Raw genomic sequence first — 16875 nt, 5'->3', positions numbered from 1 at the left:
CACTCACATGGCCTTTTTCCGCTTCTTGTTCAATCTGCTCTGGTTTGTACTGGGAGGTGTCTTTATGGGCCTGGCCTGGTGGCTGGCCGGTCTTGTCTGCTTTATCTCGCTGGTCGGCATCCCCTGGGGACGTGCCTGCTTCGTGATCGGCACCTTTACCTTCTTCCCGTTTGGCAAGCAGGCGGTCAATCGCAAGACCATGACTGGCCAGAGCGATATCGGCACCGGCACTCTGGGGCTGATTGGCAATATCCTCTGGTTCGTGCTGATCGGCGTGTGGCTGGCCATCGGCCACATCGCTTCCGCGCTGGCATGCTTCGTGACCATTATCGGTATTCCATTCGGTATCCAGCACCTCAAGCTGGCGCTGATCAGCCTGGCTCCTATCGGCCAGATGATTGTGACCAACCAGGAGGCGGAATCGGGCCGCTATATCCGCTAAACACTGGAAATGCGCGGGCAGACGCTGCCTTGCAACGAAAAAAAGGGCAGACTAGGGTCTGCCCTTTTTTATTCTCTTTTGTTGAGGCCATCATGTTACCCAGCCACTTTTTCGCCAATCTCGCCCGCATGAAACTCATCTACCGCTGGCCCCTGATGCGCAACATCCAGCCGGAAAACATTGCCGAGCACAGCCTGCAGGTGGCCATGGTGGCCCATGCCCTCGGCATCATCAAAAACCGGCTGTTTGGCGGCAGCGTGAATGCCGACCGCGCCGCCGTGATGGCCCTCTACCACGACAGTAGCGAGGTGCTGACCGGCGATCTGCCTACCCCGGTCAAATACTTCAACCCCGAAATTGCCCGCGAGTACAAGAAGATAGAACTGGCCGCCGAGCAGCGTCTACTTGGCATGCTGCCGCCGGAACTGGTGGAGGACTTTCGCCCCCTGCTCGATTCGGCAGCCCAGGATGACGAGCTGGCCAGACTGGTCAAGGATGCCGACACCCTCTGCGCCTATACCAAGTGTCTGGAGGAGATCAACGCGGGCAACCGGGAGTTCGAACCGGCTCGCAAGCGCCTCGAGGCCATGCTGGCAGCGCGGATGAGCGATGAGATGCGCTACTTTATCGACACCTTCGTAGCCAGCTTCTCTCTGCCGCTCGATGAGCTTAACGCTCACTAAGCCAGTCCACACGACCTGAAAACAGCAGGGCCCGCCGGTTTGCACCGACGGGCCCTTCGTTCTTTATCGTCGGATCAGATGCTGCGCCTCAGTGACCCAGCTCGCGAGATGGCACCAGACCGCTCGCCCGCCAGGCGGGATAGAGGGTCGCCACCAGGCTCATCAGGATGGCGGCGCCCGTCACGATAAGCAGATCCTGTATATGCAACTCGGTCGGCAAGAAGTCGATGAAATAGATATCCGGATTGAGGAAGCGGTGGCCGATGAGCTTTTCGACAACGCTCAGGATCTGGGTCAGCTTGCTCGAAAGCAGCCCGCCCAGCAGGGCACCGAGCAGGGCACCGGCCACGCCGTTGACCATCCCCTGAATGACGAAGGTGAGCCGGATCTGGCCGGGGCTCGCCCCCATGGTTTTCAGGATGGCGATTTCGCTGCGCTTCTCGTTCACCGCCATCACCAAGGTGGAAACGATGTTGAAGCAGGCGACGGCCACCACCATCAGCATCACCACATACATGACGGTACGCACCATCTGGATGTCCTGATAGAGGTAGCCCTGGCTGTTCATCCAGCTGCGGATATAGACGTGATGAGGGAACTGCTGCGCGGCGGCTACGGTGATGGATTGCGCCTTGAGCACATCGCTCACCCGCAGGCTGAAGCCCTCCACGCCGCTGCCCATGCCGGTGATCGCTTGCGCATCGGCCAGATGCATAAAGCCGAGCAGACCGTCGAGCTGACCGCCGATCTCCAGCAGCCCCACCACGGTCAGGGCTTCGCGGCGGGGATTCTTGATCCCCGCCTGATCGCCCCCTTGCGGCAGCAGCAGGGCAACAGAATCCCCCACCTTGACGCCCAGTTTGTCGGCGATGGTCTTGCCAAGGATCACGCCACGTTCACCCGGTTGCAGCTCACGCAGACCACGGCCCGTCATGTATTTGCCGGCATCCGACAGATTGGCTTCCAGATCGGGCAGCACGGCGCGCAGTTGCACCCCCTTGAGGGCAGAGCCATGCTCCAGCAGGCCATTGAGGCGAATGACCGGCGCTGCCGCCTCAACGCCCGGCTGAGCCAGCAGGTAGTCGCGCAGACGTGGCCAATCCGGCAGCGGCCGCTCGACGGCGTCCAGCTCACCTTGCGGCACGACCGAGAGCACCCGATCTTTAAGCTCCCGCTCGAAACCGTTCATGGCGGAGAGGCCCAGGATCAGCGCCATCACCCCGAGGGCAATACCGATCAGGGAAGAGGCAGAAATAAAGGCGATAAACCCGTTGCGACGGCGGGAGCGGCTGTAACGCAGGCCCAGAAAGAGGGGCAGCGGTTTGAACATCAGGCAACCTCCGCCATCACGCCGCTCACCAGGTTCACCCGGCGATGGAGCTTGGCCGCCAAGCTCAGGTCGTGGGTCACCACCACAAACGCAGTGCCCAGTTCACGATTCAGTTCGCACAGCAGTTCGTACACCGCGGTGGCACTGGCGTGATCCAGATTGCCGGTGGGTTCGTCCGCCAATACCAGACTCGGTTCGTTGACCAGCGCTCGGGCGATCGCCACCCGCTGACGTTCGCCACCAGAAAGCTCGGAGGGACGGTGATTCAAGCGATGGGAGAGCCCCACCCGCCCCAGCATCTTGGTTGCCTTTTCGGTGGCAACCGCCACCGACTCACCGGCGATCAGCAGCGGCATGGCCGCATTTTCCAGCGCACTGAACTCGGAGAGCAGGTGGTGGAACTGGTAGACAAAGCCCAGCTCGCGGTTGCGAAAACGGGCCTGGGTGCGGCTATCCCAATGGTGGATATCCTCCCCCTTGAACAGCACGACGCCACTGGAGGGGTTGTCGAGGGCCCCCATCAGATGCAGCAGAGTGGTCTTGCCGGAGCCGGAGCTCCCCACCACCGCCAGCATTTCACCGGGCGCGACACAGAGATCGATCCCCTTGAGCACCTGAGTCTCCAGTTCCCCCTCTTTATAGACATGATTAAGCGCCTGGCAGCGCAGCAGAGGTTCACGGGATACGGCTTCATTCATAACAGGGACTCCACTTGCCTCGGTAACAACGCTGGCACCCGCAACTACGGGGGCACCAGTCACAACAGAAGATGCATTATTCACGGCATTACTCATAACGCAGCGCCTCGGCCGGTTTCACCCGCGCAGCGCGGGCCGCCGGATAGAGGGTGGCACTGAAGCTCAGCAGCACGGCGCCCAGCAAAATGGTGATGACCTGAGCCGGCTCGACAATGACCGGCAGGCCACTGCCGCCCGCCGCCATATAGAGGTTGAGCCCCACCGCATTGAGCAGAGGGTTGAGACCCAGGGAGAGCACAAGGCCCGCCAGTCCGCCAAACAGGGCACCAATCACCCCGCTGGAGGCGCCAAGCACCATGAAGATTTTGACGATCCCCGATTCACTCATGCCCATGGTGCGCAGGATGGCCACTTCGCCCTCCTTGTCCGTCACCACCATCACCAGCGCGGAGAGGATGTTGAAGGTGGCGACGGCGATGATCAGCACCAGCATCAGCCCCATCATCCGTTTTTCCATGGCGACCGCCTGGAACAGCTCGCCCCGCTCGCGGCGCCAATCCTGCCAGACCAATCCGTCAGGCAACGGCGTCTTGATCACCTCATCGGCCGCAAACGGGTCATCGAGCCAAAGGCGAATGCCACCGACGGTTTCTGTCGGCAGACGCAGCAAGCGCTGGGCATCCCCCAGGGCGATCAACGCAATCTGGTTATCCACATCTGCGCCGACCCCGAAGATACCGGAGACGGTAAAGAGGCGCTGGGCCGGTACCCGGCCAAACGGGGTAAAGCGGGTCCCCTCGGTCAGGATCAGGCGAACCTGATCGCCGATGGAGACATTGAGGCGGCGTGCCACCCCCTGCCCCAGCACGATGCGGTAGTGGCCGGCCTGCAGGGTATCAAGGCGCCCCCCCAGCATCTGGCTGTGGAGGATGTCATCCTTGGGCCACTTTGCAGGGTCGATCCCCTGCACGCTCACCCCGGTCAGCTGGCCGGGGCTTTGCAGCATCCCTTCGCTGTCGAGCATGGGGGCCGAGGCGACCACATGGGGTAATTTGGCCAGATCCGGCAAGCCTTGCGGGTCTGCATCAATACGGCCAGCCTGATTGGTCACCACCACATGGGGGATCACCCCGAGGATGCGCCCTTTGAGCTGCCCTTCGAAACCGTTCATCACCGAAATGACCACCATCAGGGCGGCGACCCCGATGGCGATGCCAAAGGTAGAGAACAGGGAGATAAATGAGACGAAGCGATTGCTGCGCTTCGAGCCTGCATAACGCAGGCCGATGGCCAGCGAAAGGGGCTGAAAAAGTCCGGTCTTCAAGGATATGTACGTTGCCAACAAAATAAGATACCGGATAATAAAGGGAAACCGTCCATGACAACAAGGGATAGCCTCCATGCAGGAACAGTTCTTCAGCGTCACTCATGCCACGCCGGTCAATGTGATCCCCATGCCGGCCGACTTCCACCTCCCCTCGCTGGAGGAGCTGGACGCTGAGCTGCCGGAGCCCTTTCGGATCTCTTCGGCCATTACCTCCATCGATCTGGTGACCACTCGCCTGCTGCGCAACCAGAACGAGTCGATGCACGATCTGATCGAGATCGTCAATCAACAGTCCCGCAAGATCGACATGATCATGGGCTATGTGCTCTCCCTGCAGGACCATCCGGAGCAGCGCTTTCACACCCTACGCTTCGGGGCTGGTCAACTCACCTACCTGCACCCCTATCATGGTCACGGGGATGCGCCGCACCTGCACCAGATCGTGCGTCTCAAGATCTTCCTGCGGGAAGAGGCGGCCGCCATCTACTGCTATGGCCAGGTCAAACAGCTCGACGGCGGTGAACATGGCACCCATGTGCAGCTCGACTATGTGCGGATCCGCGAAGATGACCGTGAACTGCTGGTTCGTGCCAGCCTCCACGTGCAATCGAAGCAGCTCAAGCTGCGCGCCCAAGAACGTCAGCGATAGATAACGTCAACGTTAAAAGAATCGAACCATGCCAATGAAACTCCCCGCCTTGCCCGCCAAAGCGGGCCAAAAGATCACGCTCGGCCAGCTGGTCGGCAGCAGCCTCTCGCTGATTGCAGCCCGTCTCACCAATGAAGCCAAAGGGCCGGTACTGCTTATCACTGCCGATACCCCGAGCGCCCTGCGCTTGGAGCAGGAGCTGCAGTATTTGCTGACAAACAAGCTGCTGGCAGACAAGCAGCTAGCCGATCAGTCTGCGCCGGTATTGCTGTTCCCCGATTGGGAGACCCTGCCCTACGACACCTTTTCCCCCCATCAGGACATCATCTCCCAGCGGCTCGAGACTCTCTACAAGCTGCCGCAGATGAGCAAGGGGGTACTCATTGTCCCCATCTCCACCCTGATGTTGCGCTGCGCCCCCCGGGTCTATCTCGACAAATACAGCCTGATGGTGAAGGCCGGCCAGCGCCTCAACCTGCAACAGCTGCGCGGACGGCTGGCCGAGGCGGGTTACGTGGCGGTAGATCAGGTGCTGGAACATGGCGAATTTGCCGCCCGCGGCTCCCTGCTCGATCTCTTTCCCATGGGCAGCAGCAGCCCCTATCGCATCGACTTCTTCGACGATGAAGTGGACTCCATCCGCCCGTTCGATCCCGAAACCCAGCGCTCCAGCGAACCGGTCAAGACGGTCAGCCTGCTGCCCGCCCGGGAATACCCTACCGACGAGGCGGCCATCGAACTGTTTCGCGGCCAGTTCCGCGAGCAGTTCGAGCTGTCGCGGGCCGAGGGTTCCGTCTATCAGGAGGTGAGCAAGGGACGCTGGCCCGCCGGCATCGAGTATTATCTGCCGCTCTTCTTCAACCAGACCGCCAGCCTGTTTGACTACCTGCCGGAAGAGACCCTGCTGCTCACCGTGGGGGATATCTACCCCGCCGCCCAGCGTTTCTGGAACGATATCGGCCAGCGCTATGAAGACAGACGCTGGGACCACACTCGCCCCCTGCTACCCCCGGCCCAGCTCTATCTGCCGGTGGAGCAGCTCTTTGCCTCCCTCGGCCAATATGGCGCGGTGCGGCTGCAAGAGGCAGCCACTGCGGGCGATGCCGGTCAGCACGAGCTGCCCATCTCGGCGCTACCAGATCTGCAACTCGATCACAGCAAGGAGCAACCCTTGCTGGCGCTCAACCAGTTCCTGCAAGGCTTTGCCGGGCGCACCCTGTTTGCGGTGGAATCCGAAGGGCGACGGGAGGTGCTCGGCGATCTGCTGGCGCGTATCTCGCTGCAACCCAAAGAGTTCCCCTCTCTCGACGCCTTTATGGCAAGCCCGGATCGCCACGGCCTGCTGGTTGCACCGCTTGAGCGTGGCTTCCTTTGGCAGGAGGCTGGTCAGGATCCACTGGCGCTGATCACCGAGACCGAGCTGCTGGGCGGCAAAGTGCGCAGCAAGCGAGCACGGGAGAAGAGCAAGAACCTGAGCTCCGATGCGGTGATCAGAAACCTGGGTGAGCTGACCCAGGGCCAGCCGGTGGTCCATCTGGATCACGGGGTCGGCCGCTATCTGGGGCTGGAGACCATCGATGCCGGTGGCCTGCCCACCGAGTTTTTGACCCTCGAATATGCCGGCGGCGACAAGCTGTTCGTGCCGGTTACCAGTTTGCACCTTATCAGCCGCTACACCGGTTCTGATAACCCGCCCAGCCACAAGCTCGGCGGTGAAGCCTGGAGCAAGGCGCGGCGCAAGGCGGCGGAGAAGGTGCGCGACGTGGCAGCCGAGCTGCTCGATGTCTATGCCCACCGCGCCGCTCGCGCCGGGTTTGCCTTCAAGCACGACAAAGAGGCCTATCGCCAGTTTGCCGCCAGCTTCCCGTTCGAGGAGACCGACGATCAGCTCAACGCCATCAATGCGGTGCTGGGGGACATGTGTCAGGCCAAGAGCATGGACAGACTGGTGTGCGGCGACGTGGGTTTCGGCAAGACCGAGGTGGCGATGCGGGCGGCATTTGTGGCCGTCCACGGCGGCAAGCAGGTCGCCGTGCTGGTGCCCACCACCCTGCTGGCGCAACAGCACTACGATAACTTCCGCGATCGCTTTGCCAACTGGCCGGTGCGGGTCGAGGTGCTGAGCCGCTTCCGCTCAGCCAAGGAGCAGAGCTCTGTGATGAAGGAATTGGCGGAGGGCAAGGTGGATATCATCATCGGCACCCACAAGCTGCTCGGCTCCGAACTCACCTTCAAGGATCTGGGACTGCTCATCGTCGATGAGGAGCACAGATTCGGGGTGCGCCAGAAGGAGAAGATCAAGGCGCTGCGGGCCGATGTGGATATCCTCACCCTCACCGCCACCCCTATTCCGCGCACCCTCAACATGGCGATGTCCGGCATGCGGGATCTCTCCATCATCGCCACTCCGCCCGCCAAGCGGCTCGCCATCAAGACCTTCGTGCGCCAGCACGAACCGGCTGTGGTGCGCGAGGCGGTGCTGCGTGAACTCAAACGTGGTGGTCAGGTCTACTACCTGCACAACGATGTCGAGAGCATCGAGAAGTGCGCGGCAGACCTTGCCGAACTGGTGCCGGAGGCCCGCATCGGCATCGCCCACGGCCAGATGCGCGAACGTGACCTTGAGCGGATCATGTCCGACTTCTACCACCAGCGCTTCAACCTCTTGGTCTGCACCACCATCATCGAAACCGGCATCGATGTGCCGAGCGCCAACACCATCATCATGGATCGGGCGGATCACCTGGGTCTGGCCCAGTTGCACCAGCTGCGTGGCCGGGTTGGCCGCTCCCACCATCAGGCCTATGCCTACCTGCTCACCCCCCATCCCAAGCTGATGACCAAGGATGCGGCCAAGCGGCTGGAGGCGATCGCCTCGCTTGAAGATCTCGGCGCTGGTTTTGCGCTGGCGACCCACGATCTGGAGATCCGTGGCGCAGGCGAACTGCTCGGCGACGATCAGAGCGGCCAGATCGAATCGGTCGGCTTCACCCTCTATATGGAGATGCTGGAGCAGGCGGTCGAGGCGCTGAAAAATGGTAAGGAGCCATCGCTGGAGCAGCTGATGAGCCAGCACACCGAGGTAGAACTGCGCCTGCCTGCACTGCTGCCGGATGACTATATTCCGGACGTCAACATGCGCCTCTCCATGTACAAGCGGATCGCCAGTGCGGCGGACGAGCAGGAGCTGCGCGAGCTGAAAGTGGAGCTGATCGACCGCTTTGGCCTCTTGCCGGAGGCGACCAAAACCCTGCTGGAGCTGGCTGCCTTCCGCCAGCGTGCCACCGCCCTTGGCATTCGCCGGGTGGAGATGAGCGAGCGCGGTGGCTATCTCGACTTCACCCAGGAGACCAAGGTCAATCCGGCCTATCTGGTCAAACTGCTCTCCAGCCAGCCACGGGTCTACAAGATGGACGGGCCGACCCGGCTGCGCTTCCAGGTGCCAACCCAGGATCGTGCGATGCGCCTGAAACTGGTGGATGGTTTGCTGGCTGATCTGGCCAACAACAGCCTGTGAATATCTGCAACGCTGGCGGCGAGCCAGAGAGATAATGCCAACTAAAACGGGAGCCATATCGGCTCCCGTTTTTTATTCGCTATCAGTCAGCTGCGTACTATCAGCCCTGGTTAGCTGGATCCTCATGGGCGGAGAATTCACGCATAAAGGCCTCGGCGCGCTCCACCATCTTGGTCGAGCCAACAAAGTAAGGGGTACGCTGGTGCAGCGCAGTGGGCTGGATATCCATGATCCGGCCAAAACCGTCGGAGGCCTTGCCACCGGCCTGCTCCACCAGAAACGCCATCGGGTTGCACTCATAGAGCAGGCGCAGTTTGCCGTTCGGGGAGTTGGTGCCGGACGGATAGATGTAGATACCGCCCTTGAGCAGGTTGCGATGGAAATCGGAGACCAGGGAGCCGATATAGCGGGAGGTGTAGGGTCTGTGGGTCGCCTCGTCGCGCTCCTGGCAATATTTCAGGTACTTCTTCACCCCGTCCGGGAACTTGATGTAGTTGCCCTCGTTGATGGAGTAGATCTTGCCCTCTTCCGGAATGCGGATGTTCTCGTGGGAGAGGCAGAAGCAGCCGATGGAAGGGTCATAGGTAAAGCCGTTAACGCCAAAGCCGGTGGTGTAGACCAGCATGGTGGAAGAACCGTAGACCACATAACCGGCGGCGACCTGACGGTTGCCCGGCTGCAGGAAGTCCTCCAGGGTCACCGGCGAACCCTGCGGGCTCAAACGGCGGTAGATGGAGAAGATGGTCCCGACCGAGACGTTGACGTCGATATTGGAAGAGCCATCGAGCGGGTCGATCAGCACCACATACTTGGAGTTTTTGGAGAGCGGTGAGTCAAAGGCCACGAAGTCCTCTTCCTCTTCCGAGGCCATGCCGCACACCTCGCCGCGCGCTTCCAGCGCCGCCTTGAAGCGTTCGTTGGCGTAGACATCCAGCTTCTGCTGCACCTCGCCCTGTACGTTTTCAGCGCCCATGGAACCGATGATATCCGCCAGTCCCGCCTTGTTGATCTCCCGGTTCACCACCTTGGCAGCAAGGCGGATCGAGCTGAGCAACGAAGTCAGCTCGCCGGTCGCGGTAGGATAATCCGCCTGCTTTTTGACGATGAACTCACCCATGGTGATCATGTTTCGCATTTTTGTTCCTTTAGATCGCATCCGTTGGCATTGAAAACGTTTGCAGGCGTCGGCAAAAAAAATGCCGATCACCGGCGGCCTTGATTTGTAACCTAATGTAACGTCTGTTTTTTGTTTTTGCAGCGAATTAAGCGGCCTAATAAATAGGCTATTTCGCCTCACGTTATGGTAAAAGGCGCGTTTTATTCGGTTTCAATCGATAACTTTCGGACCCTTAATTCGTGGCAATAACCTGCGACAAGCCATGAGCTGACTGGCCTTGAGCCATTAAAAATGGAGTCTGATGGGCCTGCCATTACCTCAGCCATTGCCTCTTGAGATCCGATCGCCAATCCAGCACACTGATTTCGCTTTGGAAGCAAATAAAACTCAAGGATTATCAATGAACAAGACTCTCATTGCCGGCATGGTAGCCGGACTGTTTGCCCTTCCCGCCTGGGCTGCCCAGGTGCCTGCCGGTACCAAGCTGCGGCCGGATGCCCAACAAATCTACGTGACCAATATCGGCACCGAACCCACCACCATCGACCCCCAGCTGGTAGAAGAGACCGCCGGTAGTGCCATCGTCAACGATCTGTTTGAAGGGCTCTATGAGCTGGATAATACCGGCAAGATTAAACCAGCAGGCGCCGTCAGCTACGAGGTCGACAAGACAGGTACCGTCTACACCTTCAAGCTGAGGCCCGAGGCCAAGTGGTCAAACGGTGAACCAGTCACCGCCGCCGATTATGTCTACGGCTGGCAACGGGCGGCCGACCCCAAGACGGCCTCCAACTACGCCTGGTTTATCGAGTTGACCGGTGTGGTCAATGCAAGCGAGGTGACACAGGGCAAGAAGAGCCCGTCAGAGCTCGGGATCAAGGCGCTCGATGACCACACCCTGCAGGTCACCCTGAAAAATCCGGTCCCCTTCTTCCTGAAGACGCTGGCCCACTACACCACGTTCCCGGCCCCCAAGGCCACCATTGAAAAATACGGCAAGGATTGGGTCAAACCGGGCAATATCGTCTCCAACGGTGCCTTTGTACTCAAGGAGTGGACCCCCAACGAGCGGCTGAGTGCCGAGCGCAATACCCACTACTGGAACAACCAGCATACCGTCCTGAACAAGGTGGTCTATCTGGAGATCGTCTCGGAAACCGCCGCCTACAACCGCTATCGCACCGGTGAACTGCACTACACCACTTATCCGCTGGAGCAGTACAAACAGCTCAAGAGCCAGAGCCCGGAAGAACTGGTCAGCGTCCCCACGCTGGCCAGCTATTACTATGTCTTCAATACCCAGCGCAAACCGTTCGATGACCCGAAAGTACGCAAGGCGCTCTCGCTCGCCATCGACCGGGAGACCATCACCGACAAGATCCTGGGACAGGGACAAATTGCCGCATATAGCTTCACGCCCCCCATTGTGGACGGTTTTGAATTGAAAAAACCGGCTAGCCAGCTGCAGAGCAAAGAGGAGCGGATCAAGCAGGCCAAAGCCCTGCTGACCGAAGCAGGTTATGGCCCGGACAAGCCACTCACAGTGGACATTCTCTACAACACCAACGAGAGCCACAAAAAGATTGCGCTGGCCGTCTCCTCCATGTGGAAACACAACCTGGGGGTCACTGCCACCCTCAACAACATGGAGTGGAAGACCATGGTCTCGGCACTGAACGAGGGGGATTTTGGCGTTAGCCGCTATGGCTGGAACGGGGATTATAACGACGCCTCCACCTTCCTCGATATCATGACCTCCAGCAGCAGTGCCAACAGCGGCAAGTGGTTCAACAAGGAGTACGACGCCCTGCTGGCCAAGGCCCACGACTCGCTGGATCCCGCTGAACGCAATGCCCTGTATCAACAGGCAGAGGCACTCATTGATGCGGATGCCCCCATCGCCCCCATCTATTTCTCGGTCAAATCCAGGTTGCTCAAGCCTTTCGTGAAAGGCTACCCCCACCTTAACCCGCAGGATGTGGTCTACAGCAAGGAGCTCTATCTGGTTGCCCAGTAACCGGCTAGGAAGATGTAACCATAAAAAAGCGCCTGCATTGCTGCAGGCGCTTTTCATTGAAGGCCAAGCAGGCCACTTGGCCCCTCTACGCTTTCACGCAAGATTACTCTTCGGGACAAGGAGCCAGCACCACCCGGCGACGACCCATCACCACCGGACGCACCAGCAACTGTGCCAGCAAAACACCCAGCAGGGTCAGCCCACCCCCGATCAGGTGATAGTTGGTCAACCGCTCACCCAGCAGGGTGATGGCAAGGCCAGCCGTCATCACCGGCAGCAGGTTCATAAAGATGGCGGTACGGTTGGCACCGAGCAGGGCGATACCCTGCATCCAGAGCCAGGGTGAGAGCGCCGAAGTGGGGATCCCGGCATAGAGGATCAGCCACAGGGCCCGCCCATCTGGCCACTGGCCATCCACCAGCAAAAAGAAGGGGGTCAGGATCACCACACTGCAGATCACCTGACCGTAGAGCAACGACCAGTTGTCGAGCCCCAGATCCCACTTCTTGAGCAGCACGCTGTAAAGGGCATAAGTACCGGCCGAAATCAGCATATAGACAGAGCCGATATGAATGCCTTGGGTAAACAGCCGGGTCGGATCCCCCTGCCCCAGCAAGATAGACAAGCCAAGGATGGAAAGCAGCGCCCCCAGCACGGCGCCCCAGGTGGGCCGCTCGCGCAGCAGCCAGATGCTGAACAACACGGTCAGCAGCGGCGTCAGTCCCATCATCAACCCCATCTCGGTGGCTCCCAGCGTTTGCGCCGCGTAGTAACCAAAAGTCTGGTTGAGCACCATGCCCAGCGAAGCCAGCATGGCGATCTGCCAAAGGCCGGCACGAATGCGGGCACGCGCACGCCATACCCGACGGGCCAGAAACGGACTTAATACCAGCGCAGCCACCACCCAGCGCGACCAGGCCAAGGCTGCCGGGGACAACACACCAACCGCCAGTTTGCTGACGATGCCATTGCCAGCCCAGATGGCAATGCAGGAGAAGGGAAACAGAAAGGCAAGGGGCATGAGAGGATCCAGACCGAAGAGACAACAGCGGGCCAGTATAGGGGGCGATGGGAGAGAAACAAAGGTGTGGGCCTGAACAGCCAAATGGTGAACGCCAGTCGCCAGAAACAAATATGCCCGCAAAAGTGCGGGCATATCAGTGCAGAAACAGGTTCAGAAGCGCATCACGCGGCATCCATGTGCAGTCTTGAGATCAGCTCATTGACCTCGGTGACTGTCTGGCGGTGGGGAATATCCGCCGGATTCGGCATCAGCAACAAACCAGATTGGAAATCAAACCGCCCCCGACCATGGATGTAAATCCGACCTTTAAAGAAGGTTTTGACATGCTTTGCCACCATCAGTGGCAGGTACTTCTTGAACACTCTCATCGTTTGCAACCTCTTGCAGTTGTATCCGTATGACAGCAGCTTCTGCGAATTAATTCCGTAAAGTATTTATAAAAATCCGGAAAAATCGCCCATCTCTTCCCAAAAAATTCAATCTATAACTTTTTATTAACTTTTAGCCTATTGTATGCGGCCCTTCGAGCCAGAGCAAGGCTCCTTTGCCATCAAGCCACTCGATACAGGCGATCCCCGAGGTGGCGAACATGGGTGCTCCTGCGGCCGGGCAGAGGCTTTGCACCAGATAACCCACCAGCGGCAGATGGCTGACCATCAGGATCTGGTCATGTTGTTCAGCCAAAGTGGTGAGGTAGCTGGCCACAAAAGCGGGATCACCGTAAGGGGTAATGTCGCCACTCTCTTCAACGGCTGCTGCGTCAGGCAATTCACTGCATATGGCTTGCCAGGTTTGGCGTGCCCGCAGATAGTTGCTGTGGATCACCCGATCCAGCGGGCCAATCAGCTGAGGCGCCAGCCAGCGGGCCATCTGGATAGACTCTTCAATACCCTGCTCGGTCAATGGACGCTGTTCATCTGTTTTCGCATTCATGCCAGCCTGGCCATGACGCATGATATAGATCTTCATTACAACCTCGCCCAACGGGCCTGTTTTGATAGCCGGGGGATCTTACCCCGCCACGGGTGTGGAAACAATTGCGCTACCTCTCAGAAAAGGGTTTGCCTGACGGGATAGCGGGGTCGATAATCATGTTTAAATTCAAATAAATCCAACGTGAGTCACACGCCAATGAGCCCATATGCCAGTCCCAATGACCATCGGCAATACCATTTTCTGGAGCTGGCCAACCGGCTCAGGGTCTTGTTGATTTGTGATCCCGACACCGACAAATCCGCCGCTTCTCTGGCAGTCAATACCGGCCATTTTGACGATCCCGCCGACCGGCAGGGAATGGCCCATTTTCTGGAGCACATGCTGTTTCTCGGCACCTGCACCTACCCCAAGCCTGGTGAGTACCAGCAATTTATGAGCCGTCATGGCGGCAGCAACAACGCCTGGACCGGCACCGAATTCACCAACTTCTTCTTCGAGATCGACAACGGCTTCTTCGAAGCTGGGTTGGATCGCTTCTCCCAGTTCTTTATCTGCCCCACCTTTGATCCGAAGTGGGTGGACAAGGAGCGCAACGCGGTCGACTCCGAGTATCGCCTCAAGCTGCAGGACGACATGCGCCGCAGCTATCAGGTGCACAAAGAGACGGTCAACCCGGCGCACCCCTTCTCCAAATTCTCGGTAGGCAACCTCGATACCCTGGCCGATCTGCCGGGGCGGGATCTGCGCTCCGACCTTATCCGTTTTTACGAAAGCCACTACAGCGCGGATCGCATGGCGCTGGTGATGATCTCGCCACAATCCATCGATACCCAGTTGCAGTGGTGCTGTCGCTATTTTGCTCCCATTTTGAATCGCAATTTGGGAACCCCGGCCCTCACCATGCCACTCTATCGGCTCGATGATCTCGGCGTGCGCATCCACATCAATCCGGTCAAGGAGACCCGCAAGCTGTCGCTGAGCTTCCCCCTGCCCAATGTGGACGAGTTTTACGACAAAAAGCCGCTCACCTTCCTGAGCCATCTGATTGGCTACGAGGGGGATGGCAGCCTGCTCTCCCTGCTCAAGGCGAAAGGCTGGGTCAACCAGCTCTCGGCGGGCGGCGGCATCAGCGGCGCCAACTTCAAGGATTTTGGCGTCAACTTCGGCCTGACCCCTCTGGGCCTTGAGCATGTGGACGACATCCTTGCCGCCCTGTTTGGCTATCTGAAACTGATTGGCAGCGAAGGGCTGCATAGCTGGCGCTACGACGAAAAACGGACCGTACTCGAGTCGGCGTTCCGCTTTCAAGAGCGTGGCCGCCCCCTCGATACGGTGTCGGGGCTAGTGCTCAACCTCTTTAGCTACAAACCTGAGGATCTGCTCTACGGCGACTACATGATGCGCGAATATGACGAGGGGCTGATCCGCCGCTTCCTCGCCAAGCTCACCCCGCACAACCTGCGCATCACCATCACTGCGCCGGAAGTGGCAACCGATCGGCTGGCCCGCTGGTATCAGACCCCCTACAGCGTGGCGACCATTACCGAGGCCGAGAAAATTCGCTGGCAACAGAGCGAGCCGGACTCGGCGCTGGCGCTGCCCAAGCCCAACCCCTTTATCAGCAGCCGACTCGATCCTCGCACGCCCGAGCTTGCCGCCGACATGCCCGCCTGCCTTATCGATCGCCCCGGTTTTCGCCTCTGGCACCTCCATGAGCACCTGTTTAGCGTGCCAAAGGGCAATCTCTATATCTCCATCGACAGCGAACATGCGGTCAAAAATCCGCGCAATATCGCCATGGCGCGCCTCGCCGTGGAGCTGTTGGCAGACCACCTCAACGCCCTCACCTATCCGGCGGAGCTGGCGGGGCTGGGTTACCAGATCTATGCCCATCAGGGGGGCTTTACCATCAACCTGAGCGGCTTTGCCGACAAGCAGCCGCTGTTGCTCGACATGATCCTCGGCAACCGCACCCTGGGGTATCCGGATCCGGGTCGCTTTGCCGAGATCAAGGAGCAGCTCATCCGCAACTGGGACAACCAGTCCAAGGCGCGCCCCATCTCCCAGCTCTTCAACCAGCTCACCAGTTTGCTGCAACCCAACAACCCGCCGTTCGAGCAGTTGCTGCGCCACCTGCGCACGGTAGAGCTGGAGGAGATGCCCGGCTTCGTGGCCCAACTGTTTGGCGAGGTGCATGTCGAGGCGCTGGTACATGGCGACTGGACTGCCGCCGAAGCGCTGGAGCTTGCCGCTCTGATGGAGCGCCACCTGAGCGATATCAATGGCACCAGCAGCAAGCCGAGTGGCGAGACACGCCGCCCGCTCATCTCCATTCAGGACAGGGGCACCCTTATTCGCGAGCAGGGTTGCGATCACGAGGACTCGGCACTGCTGGTCTACTACCAGTCCCGCACCACCCGGGCGCGGGATCTCGCCTGCTTCACTCTGGCGAACCACATCATGTCCTCCACCTTCTTCCACGAGCTGCGTACCCGTCAGCAACTGGGGTATGTGGTGGGCGCCGGTAACCTGCCCCTCAATCGCCATCCGGGCCTGATCTTCTATATCCAGTCACCGGTGGCGGGGCCGCAGATCCTGCTCGATGCGGTGGAGGAGTTTATCGACCTCTTCCCGCTCGCCATGCTCGAATTCACCGAACAGCAGTGGCAGGAGAGCAAGGCGGGACTGCAAGCCCAGCTGAGCGAGCGGGATGCCAATCTGCGCAGTCGCGGCCAGCGGCTGTGGGTCAGCATCGGCAACAAGGATCTGGGTTTCGATCAGCGGGAGCGGGTCTGCGACGAGGTGGGCAAGTTGAGCCGCGCCGATCTGGTGCGCTTTATCACCCAACTGCGTTCGCGCACCTCCGATCGGCTGATCCTCTGCAGCTATGGTCAGGGGCACGAACATGACGAGCGGATCACCGGCCAGTTTATCGACGATCCACGGGCATTTCGGCTCAATGCCGCCACCTTCGAGGCCTGATCAGGCCTCGCACTCCCCCGTTTTTCCTGCCCACGGTAAATCGCAGGCAATAAAAAGCCGACCCATCAGGGTCGGCTGGAAAAACCATAACAATTGCGACCAAAGCCGCCAAAAGTGAACATGAGCGTGAAAATCAGACACTGAGTTGCTGAT

The 16875-nt window shown here is 59.6% G+C and carries 13 protein-coding genes; 6 read left to right on the top strand and 7 right to left on the bottom strand.

All coding sequences use genetic code 11. The annotated features are described in order from the left end of the window. Nucleotides 1-7 precede the first annotated feature (7 nt). Together DBR30_RS10710 and yfbR are read left to right on the top strand one after the other, a co-directional pair. Nucleotides 8-442: a YccF domain-containing protein gene (locus DBR30_RS10710; protein ID WP_005336982.1), complete on the top strand. Its 435-nt coding sequence runs from the start codon at nt 8-10 to the stop codon at nt 440-442. Nucleotides 443-534: 92 nt separating this feature from the next. Beyond that, entirely contained in the window at nt 535-1125 is a 591-nt protein-coding gene (yfbR, locus tag DBR30_RS10705; RefSeq protein ID WP_047436789.1) for a 5'-deoxynucleotidase, read from the top strand. A gap of 88 nt (nt 1126-1213) precedes the next feature. Here the strand turns inward: yfbR and lolE are convergent, their stop codons facing one another. The 3 genes from lolE to DBR30_RS10690 all read right to left on the bottom strand — a co-directional run bounded on the left by lolE (nt 1214) and on the right by DBR30_RS10690 (nt 4477). Continuing rightward, the gene (lolE, locus tag DBR30_RS10700) at nt 1214-2455 is read right to left on the bottom strand and encodes a lipoprotein-releasing ABC transporter permease subunit LolE (RefSeq protein WP_108539571.1); all 1242 of its coding nucleotides are present in this window, start codon (nt 2453-2455) and stop codon (nt 1214-1216) included. Then, the gene (gene lolD / locus DBR30_RS10695; protein ID WP_181363543.1) at nt 2455-3153 is read right to left on the bottom strand and encodes a lipoprotein-releasing ABC transporter ATP-binding protein LolD; all 699 of its coding nucleotides are present in this window, start codon (nt 3151-3153) and stop codon (nt 2455-2457) included. The genes lolE and lolD overlap by 1 nt, the downstream gene beginning before the upstream one ends. Nucleotides 3154-3241: 88 nt before the next feature. Continuing rightward, nucleotides 3242-4477, bottom strand: coding sequence for a lipoprotein-releasing ABC transporter permease subunit (locus DBR30_RS10690; protein WP_108539577.1), 1236 nt, complete (start codon nt 4475-4477; stop codon nt 3242-3244). A gap of 76 nt (nt 4478-4553) precedes the next feature. Here DBR30_RS10690 and DBR30_RS10685 point away from each other — a divergent pair, with 76 nt between their 5' ends. Next, entirely contained in the window at nt 4554-5129 is a 576-nt protein-coding gene (locus DBR30_RS10685) for a hypothetical protein (RefSeq protein ID WP_064336238.1), read from the top strand. A gap of 34 nt (nt 5130-5163) precedes the next feature. Next, nucleotides 5164-8646, top strand: a complete 3483-nt coding sequence (mfd, locus tag DBR30_RS10680) for a transcription-repair coupling factor (protein ID WP_181363545.1) — start codon at nt 5164-5166, stop codon at nt 8644-8646. Nucleotides 8647-8746: 100 nt separating this feature from the next. Here mfd and fbp read toward each other — a convergent pair whose 3' ends face one another. Beyond that, nucleotides 8747-9781, bottom strand: coding sequence for a class 1 fructose-bisphosphatase (fbp, locus tag DBR30_RS10675; protein WP_005336993.1), 1035 nt, complete (start codon nt 9779-9781; stop codon nt 8747-8749). A gap of 382 nt (nt 9782-10163) precedes the next feature. Here fbp and DBR30_RS10670 point away from each other — a divergent pair, with 382 nt between their 5' ends. Further along, a complete protein-coding gene (locus DBR30_RS10670; protein WP_108539583.1) occupies nt 10164-11780 on the top strand; it encodes a peptide ABC transporter substrate-binding protein in 1617 nt (538 codons plus the stop codon). 103 nt (nt 11781-11883) lie between these two features. Here DBR30_RS10670 and DBR30_RS10665 read toward each other — a convergent pair whose 3' ends face one another. From DBR30_RS10665 to sixA, 3 genes are all read right to left on the bottom strand, one after another. After that, nucleotides 11884-12801, bottom strand: a complete 918-nt coding sequence (locus tag DBR30_RS10665; RefSeq protein WP_108539586.1) for a DMT family transporter — start codon at nt 12799-12801, stop codon at nt 11884-11886. 164 nt (nt 12802-12965) lie between these two features. Continuing rightward, nucleotides 12966-13172, bottom strand: coding sequence for a DUF1107 domain-containing protein (locus DBR30_RS10660; RefSeq protein WP_005336998.1), 207 nt, complete (start codon nt 13170-13172; stop codon nt 12966-12968). Nucleotides 13173-13305: 133 nt separating this feature from the next. Then, nucleotides 13306-13773: a phosphohistidine phosphatase SixA gene (sixA, locus tag DBR30_RS10655; protein WP_005336999.1), complete on the bottom strand. Its 468-nt coding sequence runs from the start codon at nt 13771-13773 to the stop codon at nt 13306-13308. 162 nt (nt 13774-13935) lie between these two features. Between sixA and DBR30_RS10650 the strand changes: the two genes are divergently transcribed. Then, nucleotides 13936-16722, top strand: a complete 2787-nt coding sequence (locus tag DBR30_RS10650) for an insulinase family protein (protein ID WP_108539589.1) — start codon at nt 13936-13938, stop codon at nt 16720-16722. Nucleotides 16723-16875: the final 153 nt, after the last annotated feature.

The organism is Aeromonas sp. HMWF017 (assembly GCF_003061465.1).
Classification (GTDB): Bacteria; Pseudomonadota; Gammaproteobacteria; order Enterobacterales; family Aeromonadaceae; genus Aeromonas; species Aeromonas veronii.
This window is presented reverse-complemented; position numbering and strand designations above follow the sequence as displayed.